25 protein-coding genes are annotated in these 21334 nt (G+C 66.8%); 14 read left to right on the top strand and 11 right to left on the bottom strand.

From position 1 onward, the window contains the following. Nucleotide 1: 1 nt before the first annotated feature. Entirely contained in the window at nucleotides 2-697 is a 696-nt protein-coding gene (locus BLW27_RS09585; RefSeq protein ID WP_089882624.1) for a gluconate 2-dehydrogenase subunit 3 family protein, read from the bottom strand. Nucleotides 698-1110: 413 nt separating this feature from the next. Here BLW27_RS09585 and BLW27_RS09580 point away from each other — a divergent pair, with 413 nt between their 5' ends. The 6 genes from BLW27_RS09580 to BLW27_RS09555 all read left to right on the top strand — a co-directional run bounded on the left by BLW27_RS09580 (nucleotide 1111) and on the right by BLW27_RS09555 (nucleotide 6763). Further along, on the top strand, nucleotides 1111-2046 hold the full coding sequence (locus tag BLW27_RS09580; protein ID WP_089882621.1) for a PRC-barrel domain-containing protein: 936 nt from the start codon (nucleotides 1111-1113) through the stop codon (nucleotides 2044-2046). 145 nt (nucleotides 2047-2191) lie between these two features. Next, nucleotides 2192-3304, top strand: a complete 1113-nt coding sequence (locus BLW27_RS09575) for a sodium:solute symporter family transporter (RefSeq protein WP_177177864.1) — start codon at nucleotides 2192-2194, stop codon at nucleotides 3302-3304. Continuing rightward, nucleotides 3301-3792, top strand: coding sequence for an SLC5/6 family protein (locus tag BLW27_RS09570; protein WP_089882617.1), 492 nt, complete (start codon nucleotides 3301-3303; stop codon nucleotides 3790-3792). Before BLW27_RS09575 ends, BLW27_RS09570 begins: the two co-directional genes overlap by 4 nt. Further along, nucleotides 3792-4928, top strand: coding sequence for a mechanosensitive ion channel family protein (locus BLW27_RS09565; protein WP_089882615.1), 1137 nt, complete (start codon nucleotides 3792-3794; stop codon nucleotides 4926-4928). The genes BLW27_RS09570 and BLW27_RS09565 overlap by 1 nt, the downstream gene beginning before the upstream one ends. Next, on the top strand, nucleotides 4925-5896 hold the full coding sequence (locus BLW27_RS09560; RefSeq protein WP_089882613.1) for a Gfo/Idh/MocA family protein: 972 nt from the start codon (nucleotides 4925-4927) through the stop codon (nucleotides 5894-5896). Before BLW27_RS09565 ends, BLW27_RS09560 begins: the two co-directional genes overlap by 4 nt. 69 nt (nucleotides 5897-5965) lie before the next feature. Further along, nucleotides 5966-6763 carry an SDR family NAD(P)-dependent oxidoreductase gene (locus tag BLW27_RS09555; protein ID WP_089882612.1) on the top strand — a complete coding sequence of 266 codons (798 nt, stop codon included), beginning with the start codon at nucleotides 5966-5968 and terminating at the stop codon, nucleotides 6761-6763. On the opposite strand, the gene BLW27_RS09550 is transcribed toward BLW27_RS09555, so the two are convergent. Beyond that, on the bottom strand, nucleotides 6764-7264 hold the full coding sequence (locus BLW27_RS09550; RefSeq protein WP_089882609.1) for an MgtC/SapB family protein: 501 nt from the start codon (nucleotides 7262-7264) through the stop codon (nucleotides 6764-6766). It abuts the gene before it with no gap. Nucleotides 7265-7446: 182 nt separating this feature from the next. Here BLW27_RS09550 and BLW27_RS09545 point away from each other — a divergent pair, with 182 nt between their 5' ends. Then, nucleotides 7447-8409 carry an SDR family oxidoreductase gene (locus tag BLW27_RS09545; protein ID WP_245710831.1) on the top strand — a complete coding sequence of 321 codons (963 nt, stop codon included), beginning with the start codon at nucleotides 7447-7449 and terminating at the stop codon, nucleotides 8407-8409. 131 nt (nucleotides 8410-8540) lie between these two features. Here the strand turns inward: BLW27_RS09545 and BLW27_RS09540 are convergent, their stop codons facing one another. After that, a complete protein-coding gene (locus BLW27_RS09540) occupies nucleotides 8541-9437 on the bottom strand; it encodes a formate/nitrite transporter family protein (protein ID WP_089882607.1) in 897 nt (298 codons plus the stop codon). Further along, nucleotides 9434-9556 (bottom strand): hypothetical protein, encoded by a 123-nt coding sequence (locus BLW27_RS21945; protein ID WP_281242741.1) that lies wholly within the window; start codon nucleotides 9554-9556, stop codon nucleotides 9434-9436. Before BLW27_RS21945 ends, BLW27_RS09540 begins: the two co-directional genes overlap by 4 nt. Before the next feature lie 208 nt (nucleotides 9557-9764). On the opposite strand from BLW27_RS21945, the gene BLW27_RS09535 reads away from it, so the two are divergent. Both BLW27_RS09535 and BLW27_RS09530 read left to right on the top strand, forming a co-directional pair. After that, complete coding sequence (locus BLW27_RS09535; protein WP_089882605.1) at nucleotides 9765-10097, top strand: hypothetical protein; 333 nt, start codon at nucleotides 9765-9767, stop codon at nucleotides 10095-10097. A 21-nt stretch (nucleotides 10098-10118) separates the two neighbouring features. Then, complete coding sequence (locus BLW27_RS09530) at nucleotides 10119-10829, top strand: hypothetical protein (protein WP_089882602.1); 711 nt, start codon at nucleotides 10119-10121, stop codon at nucleotides 10827-10829. 107 nt (nucleotides 10830-10936) lie between these two features. Here the strand turns inward: BLW27_RS09530 and BLW27_RS09525 are convergent, their stop codons facing one another. From BLW27_RS09525 to BLW27_RS21165, 4 genes are all read right to left on the bottom strand, one after another. After that, nucleotides 10937-11137 carry a CsbD family protein gene (locus BLW27_RS09525; protein ID WP_089882600.1) on the bottom strand — a complete coding sequence of 67 codons (201 nt, stop codon included), beginning with the start codon at nucleotides 11135-11137 and terminating at the stop codon, nucleotides 10937-10939. Between the two features lie 277 nt (nucleotides 11138-11414). Continuing rightward, nucleotides 11415-13193: a sensor histidine kinase gene (locus BLW27_RS09520; RefSeq protein ID WP_089882597.1), complete on the bottom strand. Its 1779-nt coding sequence runs from the start codon at nucleotides 13191-13193 to the stop codon at nucleotides 11415-11417. Beyond that, nucleotides 13193-13774, bottom strand: a complete 582-nt coding sequence (locus tag BLW27_RS09515; protein ID WP_089882595.1) for an RNA polymerase sigma factor — start codon at nucleotides 13772-13774, stop codon at nucleotides 13193-13195. Before BLW27_RS09515 ends, BLW27_RS09520 begins: the two co-directional genes overlap by 1 nt. Beyond that, nucleotides 13771-13941 (bottom strand): NepR family anti-sigma factor, encoded by a 171-nt coding sequence (locus BLW27_RS21165; RefSeq protein ID WP_177177863.1) that lies wholly within the window; start codon nucleotides 13939-13941, stop codon nucleotides 13771-13773. The genes BLW27_RS09515 and BLW27_RS21165 overlap by 4 nt, the downstream gene beginning before the upstream one ends. A gap of 116 nt (nucleotides 13942-14057) precedes the next feature. Here BLW27_RS21165 and BLW27_RS09510 point away from each other — a divergent pair, with 116 nt between their 5' ends. Together BLW27_RS09510 and BLW27_RS09505 are read left to right on the top strand one after the other, a co-directional pair. Further along, nucleotides 14058-14864 (top strand): response regulator, encoded by an 807-nt coding sequence (locus tag BLW27_RS09510; protein WP_089882593.1) that lies wholly within the window; start codon nucleotides 14058-14060, stop codon nucleotides 14862-14864. Between the two features lie 296 nt (nucleotides 14865-15160). After that, entirely contained in the window at nucleotides 15161-16399 is a 1239-nt protein-coding gene (locus tag BLW27_RS09505) for a sensor domain-containing phosphodiesterase (RefSeq protein WP_089882589.1), read from the top strand. A 191-nt stretch (nucleotides 16400-16590) separates the two neighbouring features. On the opposite strand, the gene BLW27_RS21430 is transcribed toward BLW27_RS09505, so the two are convergent. Then, nucleotides 16591-16740 (bottom strand): hypothetical protein, encoded by a 150-nt coding sequence (locus BLW27_RS21430; RefSeq protein WP_218141097.1) that lies wholly within the window; start codon nucleotides 16738-16740, stop codon nucleotides 16591-16593. A gap of 356 nt (nucleotides 16741-17096) precedes the next feature. Here BLW27_RS21430 and BLW27_RS09500 point away from each other — a divergent pair, with 356 nt between their 5' ends. Both BLW27_RS09500 and BLW27_RS09495 read left to right on the top strand, forming a co-directional pair. Next, nucleotides 17097-18500: an MATE family efflux transporter gene (locus BLW27_RS09500; protein WP_089882587.1), complete on the top strand. Its 1404-nt coding sequence runs from the start codon at nucleotides 17097-17099 to the stop codon at nucleotides 18498-18500. A 124-nt stretch (nucleotides 18501-18624) separates the two neighbouring features. Next, nucleotides 18625-19431, top strand: coding sequence for a DUF998 domain-containing protein (locus tag BLW27_RS09495; RefSeq protein ID WP_245710830.1), 807 nt, complete (start codon nucleotides 18625-18627; stop codon nucleotides 19429-19431). Nucleotides 19432-19532: 101 nt separating this feature from the next. On the opposite strand, the gene BLW27_RS09490 is transcribed toward BLW27_RS09495, so the two are convergent. Together BLW27_RS09490 and BLW27_RS09485 are read right to left on the bottom strand one after the other, a co-directional pair. Then, complete coding sequence (locus tag BLW27_RS09490) at nucleotides 19533-20069, bottom strand: PRC-barrel domain-containing protein (protein WP_089882585.1); 537 nt, start codon at nucleotides 20067-20069, stop codon at nucleotides 19533-19535. 118 nt (nucleotides 20070-20187) lie between these two features. Further along, nucleotides 20188-20376 carry a PLD nuclease N-terminal domain-containing protein gene (locus tag BLW27_RS09485; RefSeq protein WP_089882582.1) on the bottom strand — a complete coding sequence of 63 codons (189 nt, stop codon included), beginning with the start codon at nucleotides 20374-20376 and terminating at the stop codon, nucleotides 20188-20190. Nucleotides 20377-20562: 186 nt separating this feature from the next. Between BLW27_RS09485 and BLW27_RS09480 the strand changes: the two genes are divergently transcribed. Continuing rightward, a complete protein-coding gene (locus BLW27_RS09480; protein ID WP_089882899.1) occupies nucleotides 20563-21324 on the top strand; it encodes a phosphatase PAP2 family protein in 762 nt (253 codons plus the stop codon). Nucleotides 21325-21334: the final 10 nt, after the last annotated feature.

Here is a 21334-nt window from a genome sequence, read left to right as displayed (position 1 = left end):
ATCAGCTCCCTCCGACGATGCGCGGGAATGTGTGGGGGTATTCGCCATGCGCGATGCCCATCGGAGGCTTGTCGAAGGGGCGATTGTGCTTGTCGACGAAGGACAGGTAATAGGCGTGCGCACCAGGGAAGCCGACCATTTCCCAGCCGGCATAGGCGTTGTTGCCCATGTAGATCGGGTCGGCGAAGCAGCCCTCGTTGGTCAGGCTCAGAAGTTCGGTGAAGAACGTGCCGACAGGCACGTCGCTGTCGTCGATGTTGCCCTGCGCTTCCGACATCGCCTGCACGTAACGTTCGCGGCCGGCCGCGTCCTGCGCGGTCACGTCGCCCTCGGCCAGCGCCGCGGCGATTCCACGGCGCAGCAACTCGGCCGGCGGACAAGGTGCCTGGTAGCCCTGCTCCGGCGCGCCTTGGGAAAACGGCTCCTGCAGATACAGCCGCGCTCCCTTGCCGTAATGGGTGGCCATCTGGAAATCTATGTAGTCGACCACCCCCGCCTGCGTCGCCGAGGGGTACTCGTCCGCGGGAATGAAGACGTCGACGATCGCCGCCAGCCAGCGGGCCTCGTTATCGGTCAGGAAGAACCACGGCCGGTCGTCCAAGGCGGCGAAGGCGTGGCCGGCCGGTCCAGCGGTGGCTAGCGCACCGCCCAGCGCAATCTGGCCCAAGACCGCGCGGCGGGAATATTCGGCCGGCATCTGTCTCTCCTGTCGGGTCGCTTTATGACCCCAACGGCAGCTACAGTGTCCAGTTCCGGAAAAACTCCCCGCTACTCCGCGGGTTGTCCGGCGGGCATGTTCTCTTCACTCTTCGCGTCTCTGCCGCTTGTGATCCCGCTGTCTGCGGAAGGCGTCGCCGCCTTGGTGGTCCTGTTCAACGACTTGCGCATGGCGGGACTCGCCGACCGCGCGCGGACCGCACCGGGCTGGGCGAGGCGATGATCGGCGACGCGCTCGCCACGACCGTGTGACGCCGAGCCGGCGACTTTGTTCGACGGCTCTGTGGTTTCCGCAACGTGAAGCGACGAAACAACCAAGCGCGGCGTCCGTTGGCGCAGTGAGACGCGCCGCGGGATCGCGGCGCACAACCGCACCACCGAAAGGAGGATCGCGTGAAACGACTGATCGGAACGACCGCAATCGCAACCCTGATGGCCCTGCCGCTTGCCGCGCAGCAGGACTCGGACAACCAGAGCGCCACCGGCTCCCAGGCACCGGCCGAAGCCGGCAGTCTGGTCACCACCGGCGACGCCAACACCGACGCCACGGCCCAAGGCGGTGTGACCGACGGCACGGCCGCCCAAGCCGACACTCAGGCGGCGCAACCGGCCGAACGCCAGCAGCAAGACACGGCGCAGATGCGCATCGAGGTAACAAGCCTGATCGACCAAGCCGTCTACCTTCCGTCCGACGAGGCGCGGCAGAACGTTCGTCGCGTCATGGATGAGGCGCCGGACAACTGGGAAATGGTCGGCGAAATCCGCGACCTGATCGTGGCGCGCGATGGCACCGTCGCCGGCGTCATGATCGATGCGGGCGGCTATCTCGGCGGCGACAACGCGCAACGCATCGTGCCGATGAATGCCATGACGTTCGTCCGCGACGGCAACGACGAGGGCGAATACTTCGTCCTGTTCCGCGGCAATGAGCAGGCCTTCGGCCAAGCACCCGCCTACGATTCCGCGGCCGTCCGTCAAGCCGGCGGCGCCAGCGCCGCCGAGGCAGGCTTCCTCGACGATGTTCAGCGCGAGGGCCAGCCGGTCGAGATGGTCGACGTGAACGTCGACAACGTCCTTGGCGCACGCGCATACGGTCCGCAGGGCGAATGGGTCGGCGCGGTGTCCGAGCTGGCCGTTGCCGAAGACGGCCAGATCGAGGCCTTCATCGTCGATGTGGGCGGCTTCCTCGGGGTCGGCGACAAGCCGGTCGCGCTTGAACCCGATCAGGTCGACGTGACGCGGACGGGCGACGACGCCTTGCGCGTCAGCGTTGACGCCACCGAAGCCGAGCTTGAGTCGATGGAGCGTTGGGCCGGCGCCGAAAGCTGAGGTTCCGACCTTTGATGAGACGACGAAGGGGCGCGGCAATGCTGCGCCCCTTTTCATGCCTGCCCGAGCCTGCCGAAGCGCCCCAAGGAACTTCGACGGACGGGCTTTGGTTCACAAGGCAGTTTTCTTTGACCCGGGGGCACTTATGGGGGAAGCGAAATTCGACCTGCACTGGATCGATTACACGATCGTACTGGTCTATTTCGTGGCCGTGATCGCGCACGGCCTGTACGTGTCCCGCAAGCTCGAAGGCGGCGCGGACAGCTACTTCCTGGCCGGCCGCTCCCTGCCCTGGTACCTGATCGGCTTCTCGCTGTTCGCGTCCAATATGTCCGGGTCCAGCTTCGTCGGCCTGATGGGTGGCAGCTACGACAATGGCGTCGCGATGTTCAACTACGAGTGGACCGCAGCCTTCGTGCTGATCCTGTTCGCGATCTTCATCCTGCCGTCGTTCCTGCGCGCCAGGATCGGTACGGTCCCGGAATTCCTGGAAGAGCGCTACGACGTGCGGTCGCGCCGGGCGTTCTCGTTGTTCACGATCATGGCGATCCTGTTCATCGACACCGCCGGCGCGCTTTATGCGGGCGGGTTGGTGATCTCGAACGTGACGGGCTACCTGAACCTGTGGACCGCAATCGCGGTGCTTGCGTTGGTGGCAGGCATCTACACCATCCTCGGCGGGCTGTCGGCGGTGGTGGTGACCGACACGGTGCAGGCCCTCTTGCTGATCGCGGGCGCGGCCGTGCTGTTCTGGATCGGCCTGAACGAGATCGGCGGCTGGCAGGAATTGTTCGTGGGCATCCCCGAGGAGAAACAGCACCTGATCCTGCCTGCGTCCGACGACTTCCTGCCTTGGACCGGGCTTTGGGGCGTCGTTCTGCTTGGCTTCTACTACTGGTCGATCAACCAGTTCGTGGTGCAGCGCACCCTGGGCGCCAAGGACCTGCGCGAGGGCCAGATCGGCGCGCTGTTCGCGGGCTTCCTGAAGATCCCCAACTTGTTCCTGATGATCCTGCCCGGCCTGATCGCACTGAAGCTCTACCCGGATCTCGAGACACCCGACCTGGCCTTCCCGACGCTGGCGTTCGATCTGATGCCGATCGGCGTGCGGGGCCTCATCATTGCGGCGCTGATCGCGGCGATCATGTCCTCGCTCGACTCGGCGATGAACTCGGCGTCGACGCTGGTCGTGAAGGACTTCGTCGAGCCGATCTGGAGGGTGAACGAGATCGCCAGGTCTGGCTGGGCCGCGTCGTGACCGGCGTGGTCATGGTGTTCGGCGCGATCTACGCCCCTTCGGTGGCAAGCTTCGAGTCGCTGTTCGAATACTTCCAGTCGTCGCTGAGCTACGTGGTGCCGACCATTGTCGTAGTCTACATCGCGGGCCTTTTCGTGCCGTGGCTGAACGGCAACGGCGCCTTCTGGACCATCGTCGCGGGGCTCGTGGTGGGGGTGCCGCTGTTCATCCTCAAGGAGGTGACCAGCATGTGGACCGACTTCGGCCTACCCGAGATCCACTACACGATCATGTCGTCGATCATGATGGTCATCGGCATCGGGATCCATTTCGGCCTCTCGGCAGTCACACGCCAGTCGAAAAAGGAGCGGATCGAAGAACTGGTCTGGTCGGGCGACGAGGCGAAAGAGATCTTCACCACGCTCGAACGACCGATCTGGCGTGACCGGACGCTGTGGTCGGCGCTTCTGGCCTCCTGCATGGTCGGCTTCATCATCTGGATCTGGTGATGGATGCGGCAAGCTACATGCAGGCGGCTGACGCGGCGATCGCCCGCATGCCCTCGGCCGCCTTCCCGGTCATCATCCTGTTGATGGCCGTGGCGGCCGCCGTCTCGCTTCATTTCCTGCTGTTCCGGCTGGTGCTTCGGTTCGCCGGTACCGATACCGGGCTGCTGGGCTCTCTGCTGCGACGCGCGCGGCGGCCGCTGCGGCTGGCGATGATCCTGGCCGCGCTGGCGATCGTGGTGCCGCGGTTGCATCTACCCTTCGGCTGGGAGCGCGGCATCGGCCACATCCTCCTGATCCTGCTGATCGTTTTCCTGGGCTGGACCGCGATCCTGCTGGTGAACCATTTCACCGACCGCTCGATCCGCCGTCACCGCTTCGACACCGAGGACAACCTTGCCGCGCGCAAGTTCGTCACGCAGATCCGCGTGTTGCGGCGCACCGCGACCATCGTGCTGGGCATCCTGACGGTCGGCGCCGTGTTGCTGACCTTCGACGCGGTGCAGGAATACGGTCTTTCGCTGTTTGCCTCGGCCGGCGCCGCGGGCCTGATCCTGGGTCTGGCGGCGCGGCCGGTGCTGACCAACCTGATCGCGGGGGTCCAGATCGCCATCACCCAGCCCATCCGGCTGGAGGACGTCGTGATCGTCGAGGGCGAATGGGGCTGGATCGAGGAGATATTCGCCACCTATGTCGTCGTGCGCATCTGGGACTGGCGGCGCATGGTCGTGCCGCTGAGCTACTTTATCGAGAAGCCGTTCCAGAACTGGACCCGCGACAGCGCCTCGATCATCGGGTCGGTCTACTGGTATCTCGACTACACCGTGCCGATGGACGCGATGCGCGAAAAACTCGAGGAACTCGTCCATGCCTCGCCGCACTGGGACGGCAAGGTCTCGGTGCTGCAGGTCGTCGACACCGACAAGGACACGGTCGCGCTGCGCGCATTGATGAGCGCACGCACTTCGCCGCAGGCGTGGGACCTGCGCTGCGAGGTGCGCGAGAAGATGATCGTCTGGCTCCAGGGCGAACACCCGCAGGCCCTGCCCCGCCTGCGCGGCGAATTCCGGACCAGTGCCGCCCCGGAAGCGGACCCCGCCCTGCCCCGCGACCGGATCGAAGGAGGAAGCTCGACATGAACCGGACGCTTGTTCTTCTGGGCGGCGCCCACGTGCACCTGCCCGACCACATCGCCCACCTGCAGGCACGCGGCTGGCGGATCGGTGCGGTGCACGACCGCGATGCCGAGCGGCGCGACACCCTTTGCGCGCGGCTCAATGCGCGGGCGCTGCCGGATCTTGCGGCGTTGCCGACGGATGCGGCGGGCGCGCTGGTCTGCTCCGAGACCGTGCACCACGAGGCCGACATCACCGCCGCCCTGAACGCCGGTCTGCCGGTGTTCACCGAAAAACCGCTGGCCGGCAGCGCCGCCGCCGCCGCGCGCTGCGCCGCACTGGCACAGCGCACCGGCATCGACCTTCAATCGGGCTATTTCTTCCGCACGAATGCCGCGTTGAAGGCGCTCAAGGCGGCAGTGGACGAGGGCGAGTTGGGCATCGTCCACGAAGCGAGGATGCGCTTTTCGCATGATGGGGGCTTTGCGGACTGGCTCGACCTCGATTGCTGGATGACGGATCCGGCGCTGGCCTGCTACGACGGCTTCGTGGACGAGGCGGTGCATTGCGTCGACCTTCTGCAGTGGCTTCTCGGCCCGGCGCGCACCGGCCACGCGATCACCGCCAACGCACTGGGCTGGGCGGTCGACGATCATGGCGCGGCGGTGCTGCGCTTCGAAAGCGGCGCCACCGCGACGATCGAGGCAGGCTGGACCGACGCGGCGATGCGGCTGGAGATCGATCTCGTCGGCGACGCAGGCCATGCGCGGCTGCAGGACGGCCAGTTGACGATCCGCACGCGTGGCGACGACGTGCCCGTGCGCTGCCAAACGTTGTCCGAACTCGATGCGGGCGAAGGGATCGAGCCGTTCCTCGACACCCTCGAAGGACGGACGAACGATGCGCGGGTGTCGCCGGAGGAGGCGGCGTCGGTCAACGCCATGCTCGATCGCATGGGCCTGCGCCTCGATGGCGGGACCGCACGGGACTGAGGCCACCGGAACCCGCCGGAACAGCTGACGTTGAAGGCGGAACCACAAACGACACGGAAAGGGGCTTCGATGGAACTCGGACTCGAAGGCAAGACGGCGCTGATCACCGGCGGCGCGTCGGGCATCGGTCGGGCGACCGCCGCGCAATTGATCGAGGAGGGCGCGCAGGTGATCCTGGTGGACGTGCAGGGCGACAAGGTGGCCGAGGCCGCGCAATCGCTGGGCGCGCAGGCCAACGCGCTTCAGGCGGACCTGACGCAGCGCGACCAGGTGAGGGGGCTGGCCGAGACCGTGCGCGAACGCTTCGTCATGCCCGACATCGTCGTCTGCGCCGCCGGCGTGACCGGCGCGAAGGGCCACCCGCTGGAGATGTCCGATGCCGAATGGAACGAAGCCTGGGAAAACGACTTCATGTCGGTCGTCCGCACGCTGCGCGTGTTTGAGCCCGAGATGGAGAGCCGCGGCTGGGGGCGGATCGTCATCGTGACTTCGGAAAACGCGGTGCAGCCCTACTCGGACGAAGTCGTCTACAACGTCGCAAAGGCCGGCCTGCTGAACTTCGCCAAGGGTCTCAGTCGCGCGGCGGCGCGGCGGGGCGTACTGGTCAACACCGTCTCGCCGGCATTCATCGAGACACCGATGACCGACGGCATGATGGACAAGCGCGCCCAGGCCCGGGGCACCGACCGCGACGACGCCGTAGAGTCGTTCCTAGACGAGGAACGCCCCCACATCGAGTTGAAACGCCGCGGAAAACCCGAGGAAGTCGCCGCGGCCATCGCCTTCCTGTGTTCCGAGAAGGCCAGCTTCGTCGTGGGGTCGAACTACCGTGTCGACGGCGGATCGGTCGAGGGCATCTCGACCTGATCACTCCTCGTCAGTCTTCCGGCCAAAACGCTTGCGCGCGCTGTCTTCCATCGTCTTGACGAGACGGATGATGATCAGCGCCAGCGCCGCGGTCATCGCCGCCATCACCCACATTCCGAATCCGATCGCCAGTCCGATCGCCGCGCACAGCCAGAGGCTTGTGCCGGTGGTCAGGCCCTGAACCTTTCCCTTCGCAAAGACGATCATGCCGGCCGCCAGGAAGGCCACGCCGCTGGTCACCGCCTCGATCACGCGGATCGGGTCCATCGCGACGCGATCGGTGAAGTCGCGCGCGTCCGCCAGCGTCTCGAGCATGATGAGGCAATAAAGACAGGAGGCGAGGCCGACCATCATGTGCGTACGCAGGCCCGCCGGGCGCGCGCGGGCCTCGCGTTCGAACCCGATGACGCCGCACACCAACGCCGCCCCCAGCAGACGCACAAGGATCACCAAGGTATCCAGCGAGGTGTCCGTCGCAAAGTCGTTGAAAAGGCTGCCCATGAGTCCTCCGTGGCTTCGCCCGTTCCTTCATGCTCAACGCCGCACTTGCCGCGCGGTTGCCGGCGCCGGCGGAACCGCGGCGTGGGCATCCCGTTGGCGAATACAGGCGCGCCGCATGCCCGGCGCACCGCAGACACATCCGGAACCGCAGATCGAAGGACCTCGTCATACCCTCCAACAAAGTGGCCGTCGTTGCAGGCGGCACCGCCGGCGTCGGACGGGCAATCGTCGACGCTCTTCTGGCAGACGGCTATCGCGTCGGCATCCTTGCGCGCGGCCAGACGCGGCTGGACGCGCTGCGTGACACGTTCGCCGATGCCGTCTTCACCCTGCCCTGCGACGTGGGAGACGCCACCGCCGTGCAGCGGACCGGCGCAGCCATCGAGGAAGCCTTGGGGCCGATTTCGGTCTGGGTCAACGCGGCCATGCTGACCAGCTTCTCGCCCTTCGCGCTGGCCGGCCCGGACGAATTCGACCGGATCGTGCGGGCGACGTTCCTGGGCCAGGTCAACGGAACGCGCACCGCCCTTTCCCTGATGGAGGGGCGCAACAGCGGCCGGATCGTCAACGTCGGTTCCGGGCTGAGCTATCGCGCGGTGCCCTACCAGGCGGCCTATTGCGCGTCCAAGCACGCGATCAACGGCTTCACCGACGCGCTGCGCTGCGAGCTGATCCGCAGCGGCTCGGACATCACGCTGAGCGTGGTGCAGCTTCCGGCGATCAACACCCCGCAATTCGACTGGGCGCGCAATCGCCTGTCGAAGCAGCCACGCCCGGCGGCGCCGGTCTTCACGCCGGAATTGGCCGCGCGGGCGGTGATGCGGGCCATCCGCGACGGCACGCGCGAGATCTTTGTCGGCCGGTCGGTGCTGAAGATGGCCTTCGGTCACTTCGTCGCGCCCGGCTGGCTGGACCGCAAGCTGGCCGATGCGGGTGCCGAGATGCAGAAGTCCTGGCAGGACGAGCCGGGCGGCCGGCCGGACAACCTGGATGCGCCGGACCCGCGGCGCGGCCCGGACGCGCACGGCAGCTATGACGACGAGGCGCAAGAGCGCGGGCTGACCGTCGATGCCGCCCATGCCCGGCTGGCCGTGTTCGGTGGCGTGCCGGTGATCACGTTCCTTCTGGGCCTCGCGATCGGCTAGGCCGCGTCCTTTACGTGCCACCCGGCGACCGAGCGGCGGCAGATATCGCGAACGCCCGCGAGGGTGCGGGAGTGCCACCCGGTCCGCTCATGGCACGCCCCCCGTATCCGGGCCGTGTCGGATGATCAGGGCTAACCATGCCGGCCCGAGCCGGTTCCGTGCTTGACCTCGTTGCGCACCTGACCCCAAGCCAGCAGGGTGAAGATCGCGGTGCCGCCCAGCACGTTGCCGGCCAGGACCGGCAGAAAGAACCCGAACACCGCCTCTCGCAGGCCGGTCTCGGCGATCATGAGCAGATAGAACATCTCGACCGAGCCGGCGATGATGTGGGTGAAGTCGCCGACCGCGATCAGCCAGGTGAAGGTCAGCACGATGAAGAAGGCGTTGCCCTGCGCGGATGGCATCATCCAGACGATGGCCGCGACGATCATTCCCGCCGGTAGCCCCCGCAGAAAGCTTTCGTCCGCCGGCATGTGGACGGCGTGCCGCGACAGTTCGACCACGGCAGTCTTGACCTCGGGGCTGATGACCGTCGTCTGCGACAAGAACGCTGCGGCAATCATCGTGCCTAGGACATTGGCCGCCAATACAATGCTCCAAAGGCGCAGCATGTCCGTGATGCACTCCCGTTCGGGCCGTGCGATGACCGGCAGAACCGTGGTGATCGTGTTCTCGGTGAACAGCTGCATCCGGCCGAAGATCACTACGATGAACCCCATGCTGTAGCCGAAATTCTCCAGCAGGAACGATGACGGCCGGTCCGGCAGGTACGTGCGCAGGATCGCCTCGGACAGCACCGACAGGCCCATCAGGATCCCGGCAGCGGTTCCCGAGAAGCTCAGCGAGGTGAGCGGGCGGCGCAACTCCTCCTCGCCGTCGCGGCGCACCACCTCGTAGATCAGGCGGGCCGACAGCCGCGTCGCCTCCGAGACCGAGTGCTCCTCGCGCTCGTGCCGGACGGCATTGTCGTTGTCGCGCGGGTCGGCGTTGCCGGTCGAGGGGCTGTCTTCGTTCTCTTCCGGTGTCATGCGGGCCTCCTGCCGAAGCTCCTGACAGCGCGGCGCGCGTCCGGCCTCGGCACGCCCGTCAACGGCATTTGCACCGCGACGAGCACGCGCTCGTGCGGATCGGGAATTTGGACGATCATGTCGGGCTCCGTACCGGGCGCAACGCCCGCTTCCGAACGCGGGCCATGACCCGCCGTCGGCAGACAAACCCGCCCGAGCCGGATGGGTTCCGCCATGTCCGCCCCGGCGACCTTGCCCGGAACCGGCCACGCAGCGCGGGCGTTTGCTTCCAGACACATGACGTGACGGGCGCGCGACGACGCACAGCCCGGCCGAGGATACCGATCGATGGCTTCCAAAGATGGACAACCCGACCTGACCCCGCCCCGCGCCGTGGCCGATGCCGCAGCACGGGGACTGGAATTGCGCCGCCGGTTCCACCGGGGCGGCACAGCCGTCGGTGTCGCGCGCGCCCGCGACCTGTCCAACCGCCGCAGGCTGTCGCCCCAGACGATCCAGCGCATGACGTCGTATTTCGCACGCCACGCCGTCGACAAGAAGGCAAGCGGCTTCGGCAACGACGACGATCCGTCGGCGGGTTACGTGGCCTGGCTGCTCTGGGGCGGCGATCCGGGGCGGGACTGGGCCGAGCGCATGGCCCGCGCACTGGACGACGCCTGAACCCGCACGAAGGGGACCTAGATGCTGCAATCTTTCCACGACCTGATGAACCGCAACCTTGCGACCGATGGTGGCAAGGCGAAGCTGCGCGAGGCCTTCTTCGATCCCGGCACCGGCTTGGTGCGCTACATGGCCGTCGATATCGGCGGCTGGCTGGATGCGACCGAGGTTCTGGTCGAGGCCGATCGTCTCGCGCCGCCGGGTGAAGAGGGCGCTTCGTGGATGCTGCGCATCTCGGAAAGCGATCTGGAAGCCGCTCCGCGGTGGCACGAGGGGATGGCCGAGGAACGCATAGACCTGCGGGCATGGCCACCGGTGCTGGTCGGTCCGTTCGGATCGACCTACTCGCCGCTCCTGATGTTCGAGCAGTTGATCGCCGAGCAGCGCGAGCACGAACTCCCGCCGGCCCCGGACGGCGACCGGCTGGTGCGTCCCCTGGAAGAAGTCGGCAGCTGGATCGGGCTGCCCGCCTTTTGCACCGACGGAGAGATCGGCCCGGTGGCGGATCTGCTTTTCGAGATCGACACGCGGCGCGTCGTCACCGTCGCGATCACGCCGAAGTCCGGCACGACGGCAGGCACTGAAGCCGGCTCCGGCGCGACGGAGACGACGGGAAGGGATCAGCTGGGACGAATCCTGCTGCCGCTGACGGCGCTGCGTCACCGCCCCAAACAGGGGACGCACCTTGTCTTCGACACGACTTTGCAGGCACTACACCTGGACCCGGCGTAGCCCCAGCGGCAGGGTGGCGGTCGCCTCGTCTGCGTCCACGGAAAAGCAAAAACCCCGCAAGTGCCAACTCGCGGGGTTTCTGTTATAATGCCTTCGGGCTTGGAGCCTCAGGCCTGGTTGCGCGACCAGTCGTCGACTTCGCGCTCGGCCTCGTCTTTCGAGCGCCCGTATCTTTCCTGCACTGCACCGACCAGCTTGTCGCGATCGCCTTCGATGGTGCGCAGGTCATCGTCGGTAAGCTTGCCCCACTGACGCTTGGCTTCGCCCTGCACCTGCTTCCATTGGCCTTTGATCTGGTCCCAGTTCATTGGTCCCTCCTTGGCTATCGAGTTCATTTGGAGAACGCTGCCCGACGGCCCCGGTTCCGGCCTGTCGGACCATCGCGTCGGGAATTCCTGGCAGCGGGCGGTAAGGCTTCAGCGCCGGTGCCCGTTGCGACGCAATCGCGCTGGTGGTGTCGAAAATCGGCATGGCAGACTTCGGCCGCGGTAATCAGGATCCCTCATCGCTGGCCCGTCAGCCGATCTCGGGTCAAGGTTGCCTTGGTTCGAGCGCACGTCTTCGGGATCGTAAGCCGATCAGCGCTTAAGGTTGAGCGCCGGTCGTCGGCGGTTCATTCTCGGCCGGATCGAACAATGCCGGCACGAACGTGACGCGAACAATGAAGCGATCCGCGCGGCTTTCCTCTTCCAGCCGCGCATCGAGTTGCGATGCGAAGGCAGCGATCAATTGCCGGCCAAGCCCGGTCCCGTCATTTTCCCTGCCCTCGGACGCAACCGTGTTTTCGACCGTCAGGGTGGCGCGCAGGTCGTTGCCCTGCCCGTCCAGGGCAAGTTTCAGCAGGATGCGGAAGTCGCCCGAGGCGTCGGGTCCGCCATACTTGAAGGCGTTCACCACTGCCTCGGTCGCCAGCATCGCCAGCGGACCTGCCTGGTCCGGCATCAGCGTGACCGGGTCCAGCTCGCGTACGACCTCGGCGCCGCTTCGGTCGGCCGAGCCGAGCGTCGCCAGCTGCGCCACGATGTCTTCCAGAAGCACATCCACGCGCAGGCGGGTCAACGACGGCTCCTGGTACAGCGCCTGGTGTACCGATGCGAGGCTGGCCACCCGGTCCTGGAACTGCCTCAGAGCGGCACGAGCCTCGTCGCTGTGCACCTTGCGGACCTGCATGTTGATGATCGATGACATTAACTGAAGGTTGTTCTTCACCCGGTGATGGACTTCCTTTAGCAGGATCTCGCGCTCGCGCAGGGCGTTTTCCAGATCCGCCTCGTCGCGGATGATCTGCGTCGCCATGCGTTCGAATGCGTCGTCGATGTCGCGGATCTCGGTCGGCGCGCGACGGCTCTCGGCAGGGCGATAGATGCGCCTGATGTCGGCGAAGCTGCGCATGCGGCGGCCCAGCGCGTTGACGTGCCGCAGCACCAGCTGGTTCAGCGCCATCAGGGCCACCAGCATCGTCACGGCCCACATGATCAGTGGAAAGCTCAGCGTGGCACCGGTGAACCAGGTCCCTCCCGATGCGCCGCCCGTGACGGGGCTCCAACTGCCCAAGGCATAGGCGCGGTCCCGAACGATCGGCACTACCGCGAAGGTGCGTTCTTCGCCGCCGGCGGTGCGCGCCCGAAAGGTGACGGGCGGGGAGCCGACAAGCCCGCGCAGCGCCACGCCCAGCGGCATCTGCGGGGCGACGGCCGTGCCGGGTCCGGAGGTGGTCAGGATCTCGCCATCCTGGTTGAACGTCACGACAGTCGCCTGTTCGCCGGTCTCGGGCACGCTTTCGAAACCCAGCCCCGCGACGGGGAACGATACCACGACGAAGCCGCGCAGCCCGTCCTGCGGGTTCATGACGGGTTCCGCGAATATGATCACCGGCTGATCGGTAACCGCGCCCCGCGCAGTAAAGCTGATCGTCGGCTCGGCCTGCGCGAACATCTTCCGGACAGCGGGACGCTCCCTGAAGTCGCGCTCCGTATCGGTGGTGTTGCAGCGCGTGATCCGGTCCATATCGATCAGACCGATAAAGGACAGTCGCGGATTCTCCTGAGCTGCGCGGGCGAAGAGCGCCTCGCAGGCCCCCAACGGCGGATCAAGCGCCTCAAGCGCGCCGGCCAGAGTGCCGGCCACGCCCATCGTGGTATGGATGGCCTCGCGCTCGGGAGCGACGATGGCGCTGGTCTGCGCCAGCAGCGTGCTGGCGAAGATCTCGCTGTTGCGCTCCATCGCGCGCCAGGTCTGCCCGATCATGATGATGCCGATGGGCAACATCGCCAGCGTCAGAAGCAGCGCCACGCGCACCATGAGGCTGTCGCGCATCCGCTTCGACGCCCATCCGCGCCCGGGCGCGTGCCCGGCGCCCGCCATTACCAGCTCCTTGGGTTGCGGGCCAGAACCGCGACCGTGGCCGCATCGGTGAGTTCGAGTTCCTCGTTCTTCTCGAAGCCCATGGCTACGGCCAGTTGCGCCCGGCCGCGGCTGGCCCGGCTCTTGATCGTGCCGATCGCGCAGCCGCACATCTCGGCCGCTTCCTCGTACGAGAAGCCTTGGGCCCCCACCAGCACCAGCGCCTCGCGCTGGTCGGCCGGCAGCGCGTCGAACGCCTTGCGGAAGTCGTTCAACGCCAGATGGCCGTCATGGGCGGGCTTCTGGGCGATCATGCGCGCCATCTCGCCGTCGCTGTCCGAGTATTCGCGCTGCGCCTTGCGGCGCTCGGAATAGAAGGTGTTGCGCAGGATGGTGAACAGCCAAGCGCGCATGTTGGTGCCGCGCTCGAACTTGTCGATGTTCGACCACGCCTTCACCACGGTTTCCTGCACCAGATCGTCCGCACGCGCGAGATCCCGCGTCAGCGACATCGCGAAGGCGCGCATGGATTTCAGATGCAGCACGATCTCTTCGCGCGGGTCCATCGAACCCGCGTCGTCGCCCGCCCGTTCATGCTTCATGTGTCGCCGTCTTTCTTCGAATCCTGTTCGCGCAGCCTGCGCAGCAAATCGGTGAAGCGATCGGGCACGTCGTCATCGATCAGGCCGTCATAGACACGCCTGAGGTTCTCGTTGATCGGATCGGATTCGTGGCGCCTGCCCGCACGGCCGTTGTCCTGTTCCTTCATGAGAAAAGCCAATTCCATTCGTCCCGCCCGCGTTTTGTCAGAGCCTGTATGGAACCGAACGCGGCCATGCGGGGTTTGTTCCGAAGATTTGCAGGGGCTGGGGGGTACCACAGAAGATGTCCGACATGAACGAAGCTCTGTCCGACCGGATCGCGCGTCATCTGCCGTTTCTCCGACGCTACGCGCGGGCATTGACCGGCACGCAAAGCGCGGGCGACGCTTATGCCGCCGCCACGCTCGAGGCGCTGCTGCAGGATCGGTCGGTTCTCAAGGAGGGGCTCGATCCGCGGGTCGCGCTGTTCCGGGCGTTCCACATGATCTGGACCAGCGCGGGCACTCCGGTCGAGGTGCCGGACTCGACGCTCGAGCAGGCGGCGCAGAACCATCTGAACCACCTGACGGCGAATTCGCGCGAGGCGCTGCTGCTGAACACGATCGAGTCGTTCACCCCCCACGAGATCGGGCAGATCATGGACATCAGCGCCGGCGAGGCGCGCGAGATGATCGCTATCGCCCACCGCGAGATGCACGACAGCGTCAGCGGAAAGATCCTGCTGATCGAGGACGAGGCGATCATCGCGATGGACATCCGCGCCATCGTCACGGGAATGGGCCACCACGTCACCGGCGTCGGGCAGACACACCGCAAGGCGGTCGAACTGGGGTTGCAGGACTATCCCGACCTGATCCTGGCGGACATCCAGCTGGCGGACAATTCCTCGGGGATCGAGGCGGTGAAGGAACTGCTCGAGACGGTGGGCAACATCCCCGTCATCTTCATCACCGCCTTCCCGGAACGGCTGCTGACCGGCGACCGGCCCGAGCCGGCCTTCATCATTCCCAAGCCGTATTCCGAGCGGCAGGTGAAATCGGCCGTGAGCCAGGCGATGTTCTTCGCCTCGACCGAGACGCTGAGCGCCTGAGGCGGGATGTCCCACGATGGGACACGAAGGTGACGCAGCGTCTTCAATGGCTTGCAGGGACGGATTCACGATCCTTTAGGAAATCGCCTCACTCCGGCAGTCGCGCGGTCTTCCACGCAACTGCCGGTGCGCTTCGGGCCGCGCCGTGGGCAAACACGCCGGTCGTCGTCTGCGCATCCCTCGAAGGCATTCGGGACCGCGTCCCGATCCCTCCAATTCGATGCATTTAATCGTCGCGCCTTAACGGGACGCCCACCCGGACTTTCGCAAAATTCCGGCAAAGAGCGAGTTGCGCGATGTCTGCACTGAAACTGAGACCCGAAGTCGAAGGCCGCCTGCCGGACGAGATCATTGCCACGGCACTGGCGACGGTCCGGGAACATCTGGGCATGGAAGTCGCCTACCTGTCCGAGTTCGTCGACGGCAACAGCGTGTTCCGGGCCGTCGACGCGCCGGGGCTGGAACACGTCATAGCCGCGGGAGACAGCCACGATCTGAAGGACGTCTATTGCAGGCACATCCTGGACGGGCGCCTTCCCGCGCTGATCCCGGACACCAGCGCCGACCCGCTTTGCATGGCCATGGCCATCACCACGGACATGCCGGTCGGCAGCCATGTCGGCGTGCCGATCCGGCGCGGCGACGGCAGCCCCTACGGCATGTTCTGTTGCCTGAGCACCCGCGCGAACCCGACGCTGACCCAACGTGATCTGAGCGTGATGCGCATCTTCGCGGATCTTGTCGCCGAACAGGTCAACACCGCGCTGATCCGGCGCGACAGGCACAGCGCGCAGGTCGCCGAGATCCAGGCCGCGATCCGGTCCCATGCCTTCAGGATCGTCTACCAGCCCATCGTCGAACTGTCCTCGGGCGCGGTGCGGGGGTTCGAGGCGCTGAGCCGGTTCGAGGCCGAGCCGTATCGCGCGCCCGACCTGTGGTTCGCCGAGGCCAGCGGCGTGGGCCTGGGCGTCGAGCTGGAGCTTGCCGCGATCGACGCGGCGCTGGTCGGGTTGGCCGCCCTGCCCGAGCCGCTCTACCTGTCGTTCAACGCCAGCCCGGGGACCGTCGCCTCGGGGCGGCTTGCGAAGGTGCTGGAGGGAAAACCCTTGGACCGGCTGGTGATCGAGATCACCGAGCACGACCAGATCGGCGCCGAGGCGCCATTCCTCGACCAGTTGATGCGCCTGCGCGAGGGCGGGCTGAGAATCGCGGTCGACGACGCGGGCGCCGGCTATTCGGGCCTGCAACAGATCATCCGGATCTCGCCGGATATCCTGAAACTCGACAGGTCGCTGGTGACGGGCATACATGTCGACCCGGTTCGTCGATCGCTTGCGGCCGCGATGGTGCATTTCGCCACCGAGACGAAGGCGCAGATCGTTGCCGAGGGCATCGAAACCGCCGAGGAATGCCGCGCCCTGGCGCGGCTTGGCATGCATGGCGGACAGGGATGGTATTTCGGGCGCCCCGCCGATCTTGCCACGGCGCTGGCCGCCTGCGGGTTGCCGGCGCGCGGCGCGACGGGCGCCGCCTGAAGACGTCGGACCCCTGAGCGGGACGGTCGCGAGGGCGGCTGCGCCCTGATGCCGACAGCCGCGTCGGCACGGCCGCCGGCCGCCGAACGGCGGACGGCGGACAAGAAAAAACCCCGCCTGGCCGGGGAGCCAGACGGGGTGTGGTCACAAGCGCGAAACCGGGAAGAGACGCCCGTGACCGGGGGGAATCGTCAGAGCTGCCGTGTGCGGAGTTGGCGCGCCTGACGCGAGACAGGGATATTCTGCGTCAGCAGAACCCTTTCGGGACGAAACGGCCGGAAAGACTGACGCATCATGTCGTCGATGCGCTCAACGATTTTTGCGATCCAGTCCAGGGGCATCCGCCGCTCCATCCAGTTGCGCATCCCGTTCGGGATACGACTGGGAAACCGGCGACCACGCTTTCGGTTCCGGCATTTCTCGTGCCGCCGCAAGAATTTTTTCCGGCGGTGTTTCGGCACGTCCGGCGTGCGCGCAGGCGGCTCCGGTCTCGCGCCCGTGCGCGCGCTCGACCGATCCTTCGATCTGCCAGGCGCGCGAGTTCGGGGCCTTCGGCGGTGCGTGCGTCACCGCACATTAGGCGCGCGTGAGGACGCGGTCCGGCGTGGAACCCCGCGGCGCTCCCGGCGATTGTAGCCGCGTTGACCCCTTACGGAGCTTGCATGACACCTGACCGCCGACCGGGCGCCGCGAACCGATGACTGCCGCGCATGACGATCTGAACCAGGGCCCGGTGTGGCGCAAGCTGACCAAGGTCAGCGCCCCGATGGCGCTGGGCATCCTGGGCGTGCTGCTGGTGGGGCTGGCGGACGCCTTCTTCCTTGCCCGCGTGGGCGAGACCGAACTGACCGCGGTGGGCTTCGTCTACCCGGTCATCGTCGCCGTCAGCGCCTTTTCCGTGGGCATGTCGGCGGGCGCCAACGCCGCATTTTCGCAGACGCTGGGGCACGGCGACGGCGACGCGGCCGAGGCCCGGCTGACGCTGCACGCGGTCGGCTTCGGCCTGGTCGTGGGCGTCGCCATCGGTGCGGTGCTGTGGCTGGGCGCACCGGCGATCTTCACGACCCTGGGCGCGGGCGACGCGGTGCTGGAGGCGATCCTGAACTACGTCCCGTGGTGGGCGGCCAGTTTCCCGATCCTCGTGGCGACGATGATCCTGAACGCCTCGTTCCGCGCCGCGGGCGACGGCGCGACGCCGTCGGGGATCATGGTGATGACGGCGGTGCTGAACATCGCGCTGACGCCGGTCTTCGTGTTCGGCGTGGGACCGATCGGCGCGATGGGCATGATGGGCGCCGGCGTGTCGACGCTTCTGGCGCGCAGCCTCGCGCTGGCGGTCGCGGTGGTGCTGGCGCGGCGGCAGGGCCGCCTGTCGCCGGGCCCGCGGCCGCTGGAGGGCATGGCCGCGTCGCTGCGCGCGATCACCGCCACCGGGCTTCCGGCAGGCGCGTCGCGGGCGGTGAACCCGGCGGGCATGGCGGCGGTGACGATGGCGGTGGCGACGATCGGCGACACGGCGGTGGCGGGCTTCGGCGCGGCCTCGCGGGTGCAGGCGATCGCGCTCGTGCCGTTCTTCGCGGTGGCGTCGGGGCTGGCGCCGGTGATCGGGCAGGCCTGGGGCGCGGGACGGGCCGAACGCGCGGCCGCCGCCATGCGCGTGGCGGTCTGGTTCGCGCTGGGTTACGGGCTGAGCGTGGCGCTGATCCTGTGGATTTTCGCGGACGCCATAGCGGGCCTGATGACCGCCGGGCAGGACGCGGCCGCCTACACGGCCCATTACCTGCGGATCGTCGGCTGGAGCCTGGGCGCCTACGGTGTCGTGCTGGCCGCCAACGCCGCGATGACGGCGCGGTCGAGCGCGCGCTGGGCGCTGGGGCTGAGCCTGCTGCGGATCGGTGCGCTTTACGTGCCGCTGGCCTGGCTGGGCGTCACGCTCTTCGGCTATGCCGGCGTGCTGGCCGCGACGGTGATCGCGAATGCGCTGGCGGCCTGGGCCGGGCTGATCCTGGCAAGGCACAAGCGGGTCCTGCGTACGGACACCGCGCCGATCGCGGGCCCGGCGAACCGGCTTTGGGCGCTCGGCGACCATCACGGCGAGTAGGGCCGGCACGGCCGATGACGCCTGGACCCGCCGCCTTGCGCGGCACCGGACGGGGCTGGCGCGGCTGTCCTTCGCGGGCACCGAACGGCCGGGGCTGAAGGACGATCTCGACGACAGGCGGTCGGTGCTGGACAGCGGAAGCCTTTTCTGGACGATCTTCCGGGTGTCGCAGGTTATCCGAGGCGGCGCGCCGCCCATGATCGGCCTGCCCGCGCGCCTTTGTCAGCGGCAAGCACGACCCGGCACCAATGGCGCCGACCCGTTTTATCAGAAGGAGAAGGCTATGTCCCGTAAACCGTCCCGCGCCGCGGACCCGCTTGACATGCGACCCGACGCGACGCTGTTGCGCATATGCGCGATCGTCGGGGCGCTTGGCGTCGCGGCCCTGATCGCGTCGAACATCGTGGGCAGCGTGCTGGTGCCCGGGCACGATTGGGTCTCGGACACGGTCAGCGACCTTGCGGCCGGAGAGTTCGAGATCATTCAGGACGTGGGCTTCTACGGTTTCGCGGGCGGGCTGTTCGCCATCGCGCTGGGGCTGGCGCATATGCGGCTGAGCGGCACGCGCATGACGGTGACCATACTGTCGCTGGCGGTCCTGACCGGCATCGTGATCATCGTCGGTGCCCGCAACGAGTACGGCGACAACGACAACGAAGGCGTGGTGATCCACATCTACCTGGTATATGCGCTGGGCCTTTTGTTCCTGGCCGCGTTCGCCGCCCCCATTCCGGCCTTTCGGGATCTGAGCAGGAACCTGAGCCGCATTTCCTTCCTGTGCGCTATCTTGTGGGCGATCATGGCGCCGATCTTTTTCATAATGCCGACCGCGTACGACGGGGCGTGGGAAAGGGCTCTTGGACTTGTTGCGGCTTTCTGGGTGGCTGCCGTTTCCCATGAGATCGGGAAATGCGCATCGCGGGAAAGCTGAGTTTCGTCGAATGAAGCGGATCAAAAAGGGGCGGAAATGACGACCCCGGAATCGGAAAAGGGCCCGAAGGCCCTTTTCACTTTCGATATCTTACGAAAAGCTTAGTTCCAGAAGCCTTCGTCGACGCCTTCCAGCTGCTCCAGCTGTTCTTCGGTCAAACGCGTAACGTAGGCGTAGGTCTCATCGTCGATGGGGACGAGGCTCACGTCGTTGACGGGGATCATGACGTGCTTATCACCGATGTCGAAAAAGCCACCGACCTCAGCAATGATGCCGATCATCTGGCCGTCACGCGACAGGATGATGTCCTCGATTTCGCCGATGTCGTTCCAGCCGTCACCGATCCCCGTATAGGCCTGCTCGCTCCACGCCATCTCGGCGTCGCCTGCAAGACCGGTGTAATCCGTGCCCATCGAATAGATGTCGCCGCCCGTGATGTCGCGGGTGCGGATCAGGTTCGCGCTGTCGGCGTACATGTCGTCGACCGTGTAATCGGTATAGTCGCGGCGCACCATTTGGTTGTCGCCTTCGACGACCACGTTTTCGTTCTCCACGACTTCGGCCTCCATGTGGGTTTCCGCGTAAGCGGCACCCGATGCGAGGACGAGGGCAATTGCACTGGTTCCGAGATATTTCATCAGGATAACTCCTTTTGCTGTGGTTCTGGCCGGTCAACGAGCGCGGAAACCGTCAGTTCCCAAGACATCCGGCCGGATGGTGGATTCTGCCGATGGCGCGCACGGGCGCGGCCCGTGCCTAGACCGTCGAGGTCGTGCGGCGCGGTCCGGCGATCAGCCAGACGATGAAGCCGATCAGCGGCAGAAGGATGATGAACAGCGCCCAGAGCACCTTGGCGCCGGTGGAGGCGTTCGAGCCGATGATGTGCACGAGCGCCCAGATGTTGAGAACGAGCAGGATGAGCCCGCCGATGCCATAGAATTCCATTACAGCCTCCTGTTGCGCCCCGGGGACGCGGACGGGTCCGCGCAACGGACGCCGGGGCGCGTCTTGTTGCGTCTGCCGGACCAACGAATCCGGCCGGGGCGGTGTTCCGCGGCGCCCCCGCTCGGGGCCTGAGGATCGGCGCGGGATGATGTGGAACCGCGCGGGCGCGCGCGGGGTTGGGCCGCCATGTCACGTCTGTCCCGCAAAACCCGCCACGCCCGCTCCATCCTCCGCTCGGTCGAGATCCGGTCGCTGATCACCCTCGCGCTGATCGTCGGCGCGGGCTGGGCCTTCGCCGAACTCGCCGACGAGGTGATCGAGGGGTCGACCCGCAATCTCGACCGCGACCTGCTGCTGCTGCTGCGCACCGAAGGCGACCTGTCCGACCCGATCGGCCCGGCGATGCTGGAGGAGATGGGCCGCGACCTGACCGCGCTCGGCGGCGTGATCGTGCTGACGCTGGCCACGCTGTTCGCCGGCGGCTTCTTCCTGATGCAGCGGCAATACGGCTCGATGGTGTACCTGTGGGCCACGGTGGGCGGCGGCATCCTGATCTCGGGGGTGGCCAAGGAGTTCTTCTCGCGCCCCCGGCCCGAGCTGGTGCCGCACGGGTCCTACGTGCACACGGCGAGCTTTCCGTCGGGCCATTCGATGATGGCCGCGGTCGCCTACCTGACGCTGGGGGTGCTGATCGCGCGGGTCCTGAAGCGGCGCCACCTGAAGGTCTACGTCATGGGGATCGCGATCCTGGTGACGATGCTGGTGGGGATCAGCCGCGTCTTCCTGGGCGTCCACTGGCCGACGGACGTGCTGGCCGGGTGGCTGGTGGGCCTGGGATGGGCGATGATCTGCATGATGGGCGCGCGCGCCCTGTCGCGCCGGGGCCATGTCGAGCCCGAAGCCGACGAGGGCGAGGGCGAGGCGGCGGAGACGGCGGGTCCGCGCTGACGCAAGGCGC

Source organism: Citreimonas salinaria (genome assembly GCF_900107235.1).
Classification (GTDB): Bacteria; Pseudomonadota; Alphaproteobacteria; order Rhodobacterales; family Rhodobacteraceae; genus Citreimonas; species Citreimonas salinaria.
Note: the sequence above shows the minus strand (reverse complement) of the source record. Positions and strands in the feature narration are given on the sequence as shown.

Excerpts from the sequence above, each read along its gene's own strand:
- BLW27_RS21165 (WP_177177863.1), bottom strand. The coding sequence starts at position 13,941 with ATGAAGGAACAGGACAACGGCCGTGCGGGCAGGCGCCACGAATCCGAT.
- BLW27_RS09510 (WP_089882593.1), top strand. The coding sequence starts at position 14,058 with ATGTCCGACATGAACGAAGCTCTGTCCGACCGGATCGCGCGTCATCTG.
- BLW27_RS09560 (WP_089882613.1), top strand. The coding sequence starts at position 4,925 with ATGAACCGGACGCTTGTTCTTCTGGGCGGCGCCCACGTGCACCTGCCC.
- BLW27_RS09555 (WP_089882612.1), top strand. The coding sequence starts at position 5,966 with ATGGAACTCGGACTCGAAGGCAAGACGGCGCTGATCACCGGCGGCGCG.
- BLW27_RS09505 (WP_089882589.1), top strand. The coding sequence starts at position 15,161 with ATGTCTGCACTGAAACTGAGACCCGAAGTCGAAGGCCGCCTGCCGGAC.
- BLW27_RS09520 (WP_089882597.1), bottom strand. The coding sequence starts at position 13,193 with ATGGCGGGCGCCGGGCACGCGCCCGGGCGCGGATGGGCGTCGAAGCGG.
- BLW27_RS09540 (WP_089882607.1), bottom strand. The coding sequence starts at position 9,437 with ATGACACCGGAAGAGAACGAAGACAGCCCCTCGACCGGCAACGCCGAC.
- BLW27_RS09490 (WP_089882585.1), bottom strand. The coding sequence starts at position 20,069 with ATGAAATATCTCGGAACCAGTGCAATTGCCCTCGTCCTCGCATCGGGT.
- BLW27_RS09485 (WP_089882582.1), bottom strand. The coding sequence starts at position 20,376 with ATGGAATTCTATGGCATCGGCGGGCTCATCCTGCTCGTTCTCAACATC.
- BLW27_RS21430 (WP_218141097.1), bottom strand. The coding sequence starts at position 16,740 with ATGCCCCTGGACTGGATCGCAAAAATCGTTGAGCGCATCGACGACATG.
- BLW27_RS09500 (WP_089882587.1), top strand. The coding sequence starts at position 17,097 with ATGACTGCCGCGCATGACGATCTGAACCAGGGCCCGGTGTGGCGCAAG.
- BLW27_RS09525 (WP_089882600.1), bottom strand. The coding sequence starts at position 11,137 with ATGAACTGGGACCAGATCAAAGGCCAATGGAAGCAGGTGCAGGGCGAA.
- BLW27_RS09565 (WP_089882615.1), top strand. The coding sequence starts at position 3,792 with ATGGATGCGGCAAGCTACATGCAGGCGGCTGACGCGGCGATCGCCCGC.
- BLW27_RS09550 (WP_089882609.1), bottom strand. The coding sequence starts at position 7,264 with ATGGGCAGCCTTTTCAACGACTTTGCGACGGACACCTCGCTGGATACC.
- BLW27_RS09585 (WP_089882624.1), bottom strand. The coding sequence starts at position 697 with ATGCCGGCCGAATATTCCCGCCGCGCGGTCTTGGGCCAGATTGCGCTG.
- BLW27_RS09575 (WP_177177864.1), top strand. The coding sequence starts at position 2,192 with ATGGGGGAAGCGAAATTCGACCTGCACTGGATCGATTACACGATCGTA.
- BLW27_RS09515 (WP_089882595.1), bottom strand. The coding sequence starts at position 13,774 with ATGAAGCATGAACGGGCGGGCGACGACGCGGGTTCGATGGACCCGCGC.
- BLW27_RS09530 (WP_089882602.1), top strand. The coding sequence starts at position 10,119 with ATGCTGCAATCTTTCCACGACCTGATGAACCGCAACCTTGCGACCGAT.
- BLW27_RS09535 (WP_089882605.1), top strand. The coding sequence starts at position 9,765 with ATGGCTTCCAAAGATGGACAACCCGACCTGACCCCGCCCCGCGCCGTG.
- BLW27_RS09480 (WP_089882899.1), top strand. The coding sequence starts at position 20,563 with ATGTCACGTCTGTCCCGCAAAACCCGCCACGCCCGCTCCATCCTCCGC.
- BLW27_RS21945 (WP_281242741.1), bottom strand. The coding sequence starts at position 9,556 with ATGATCGTCCAAATTCCCGATCCGCACGAGCGCGTGCTCGTCGCGGTG.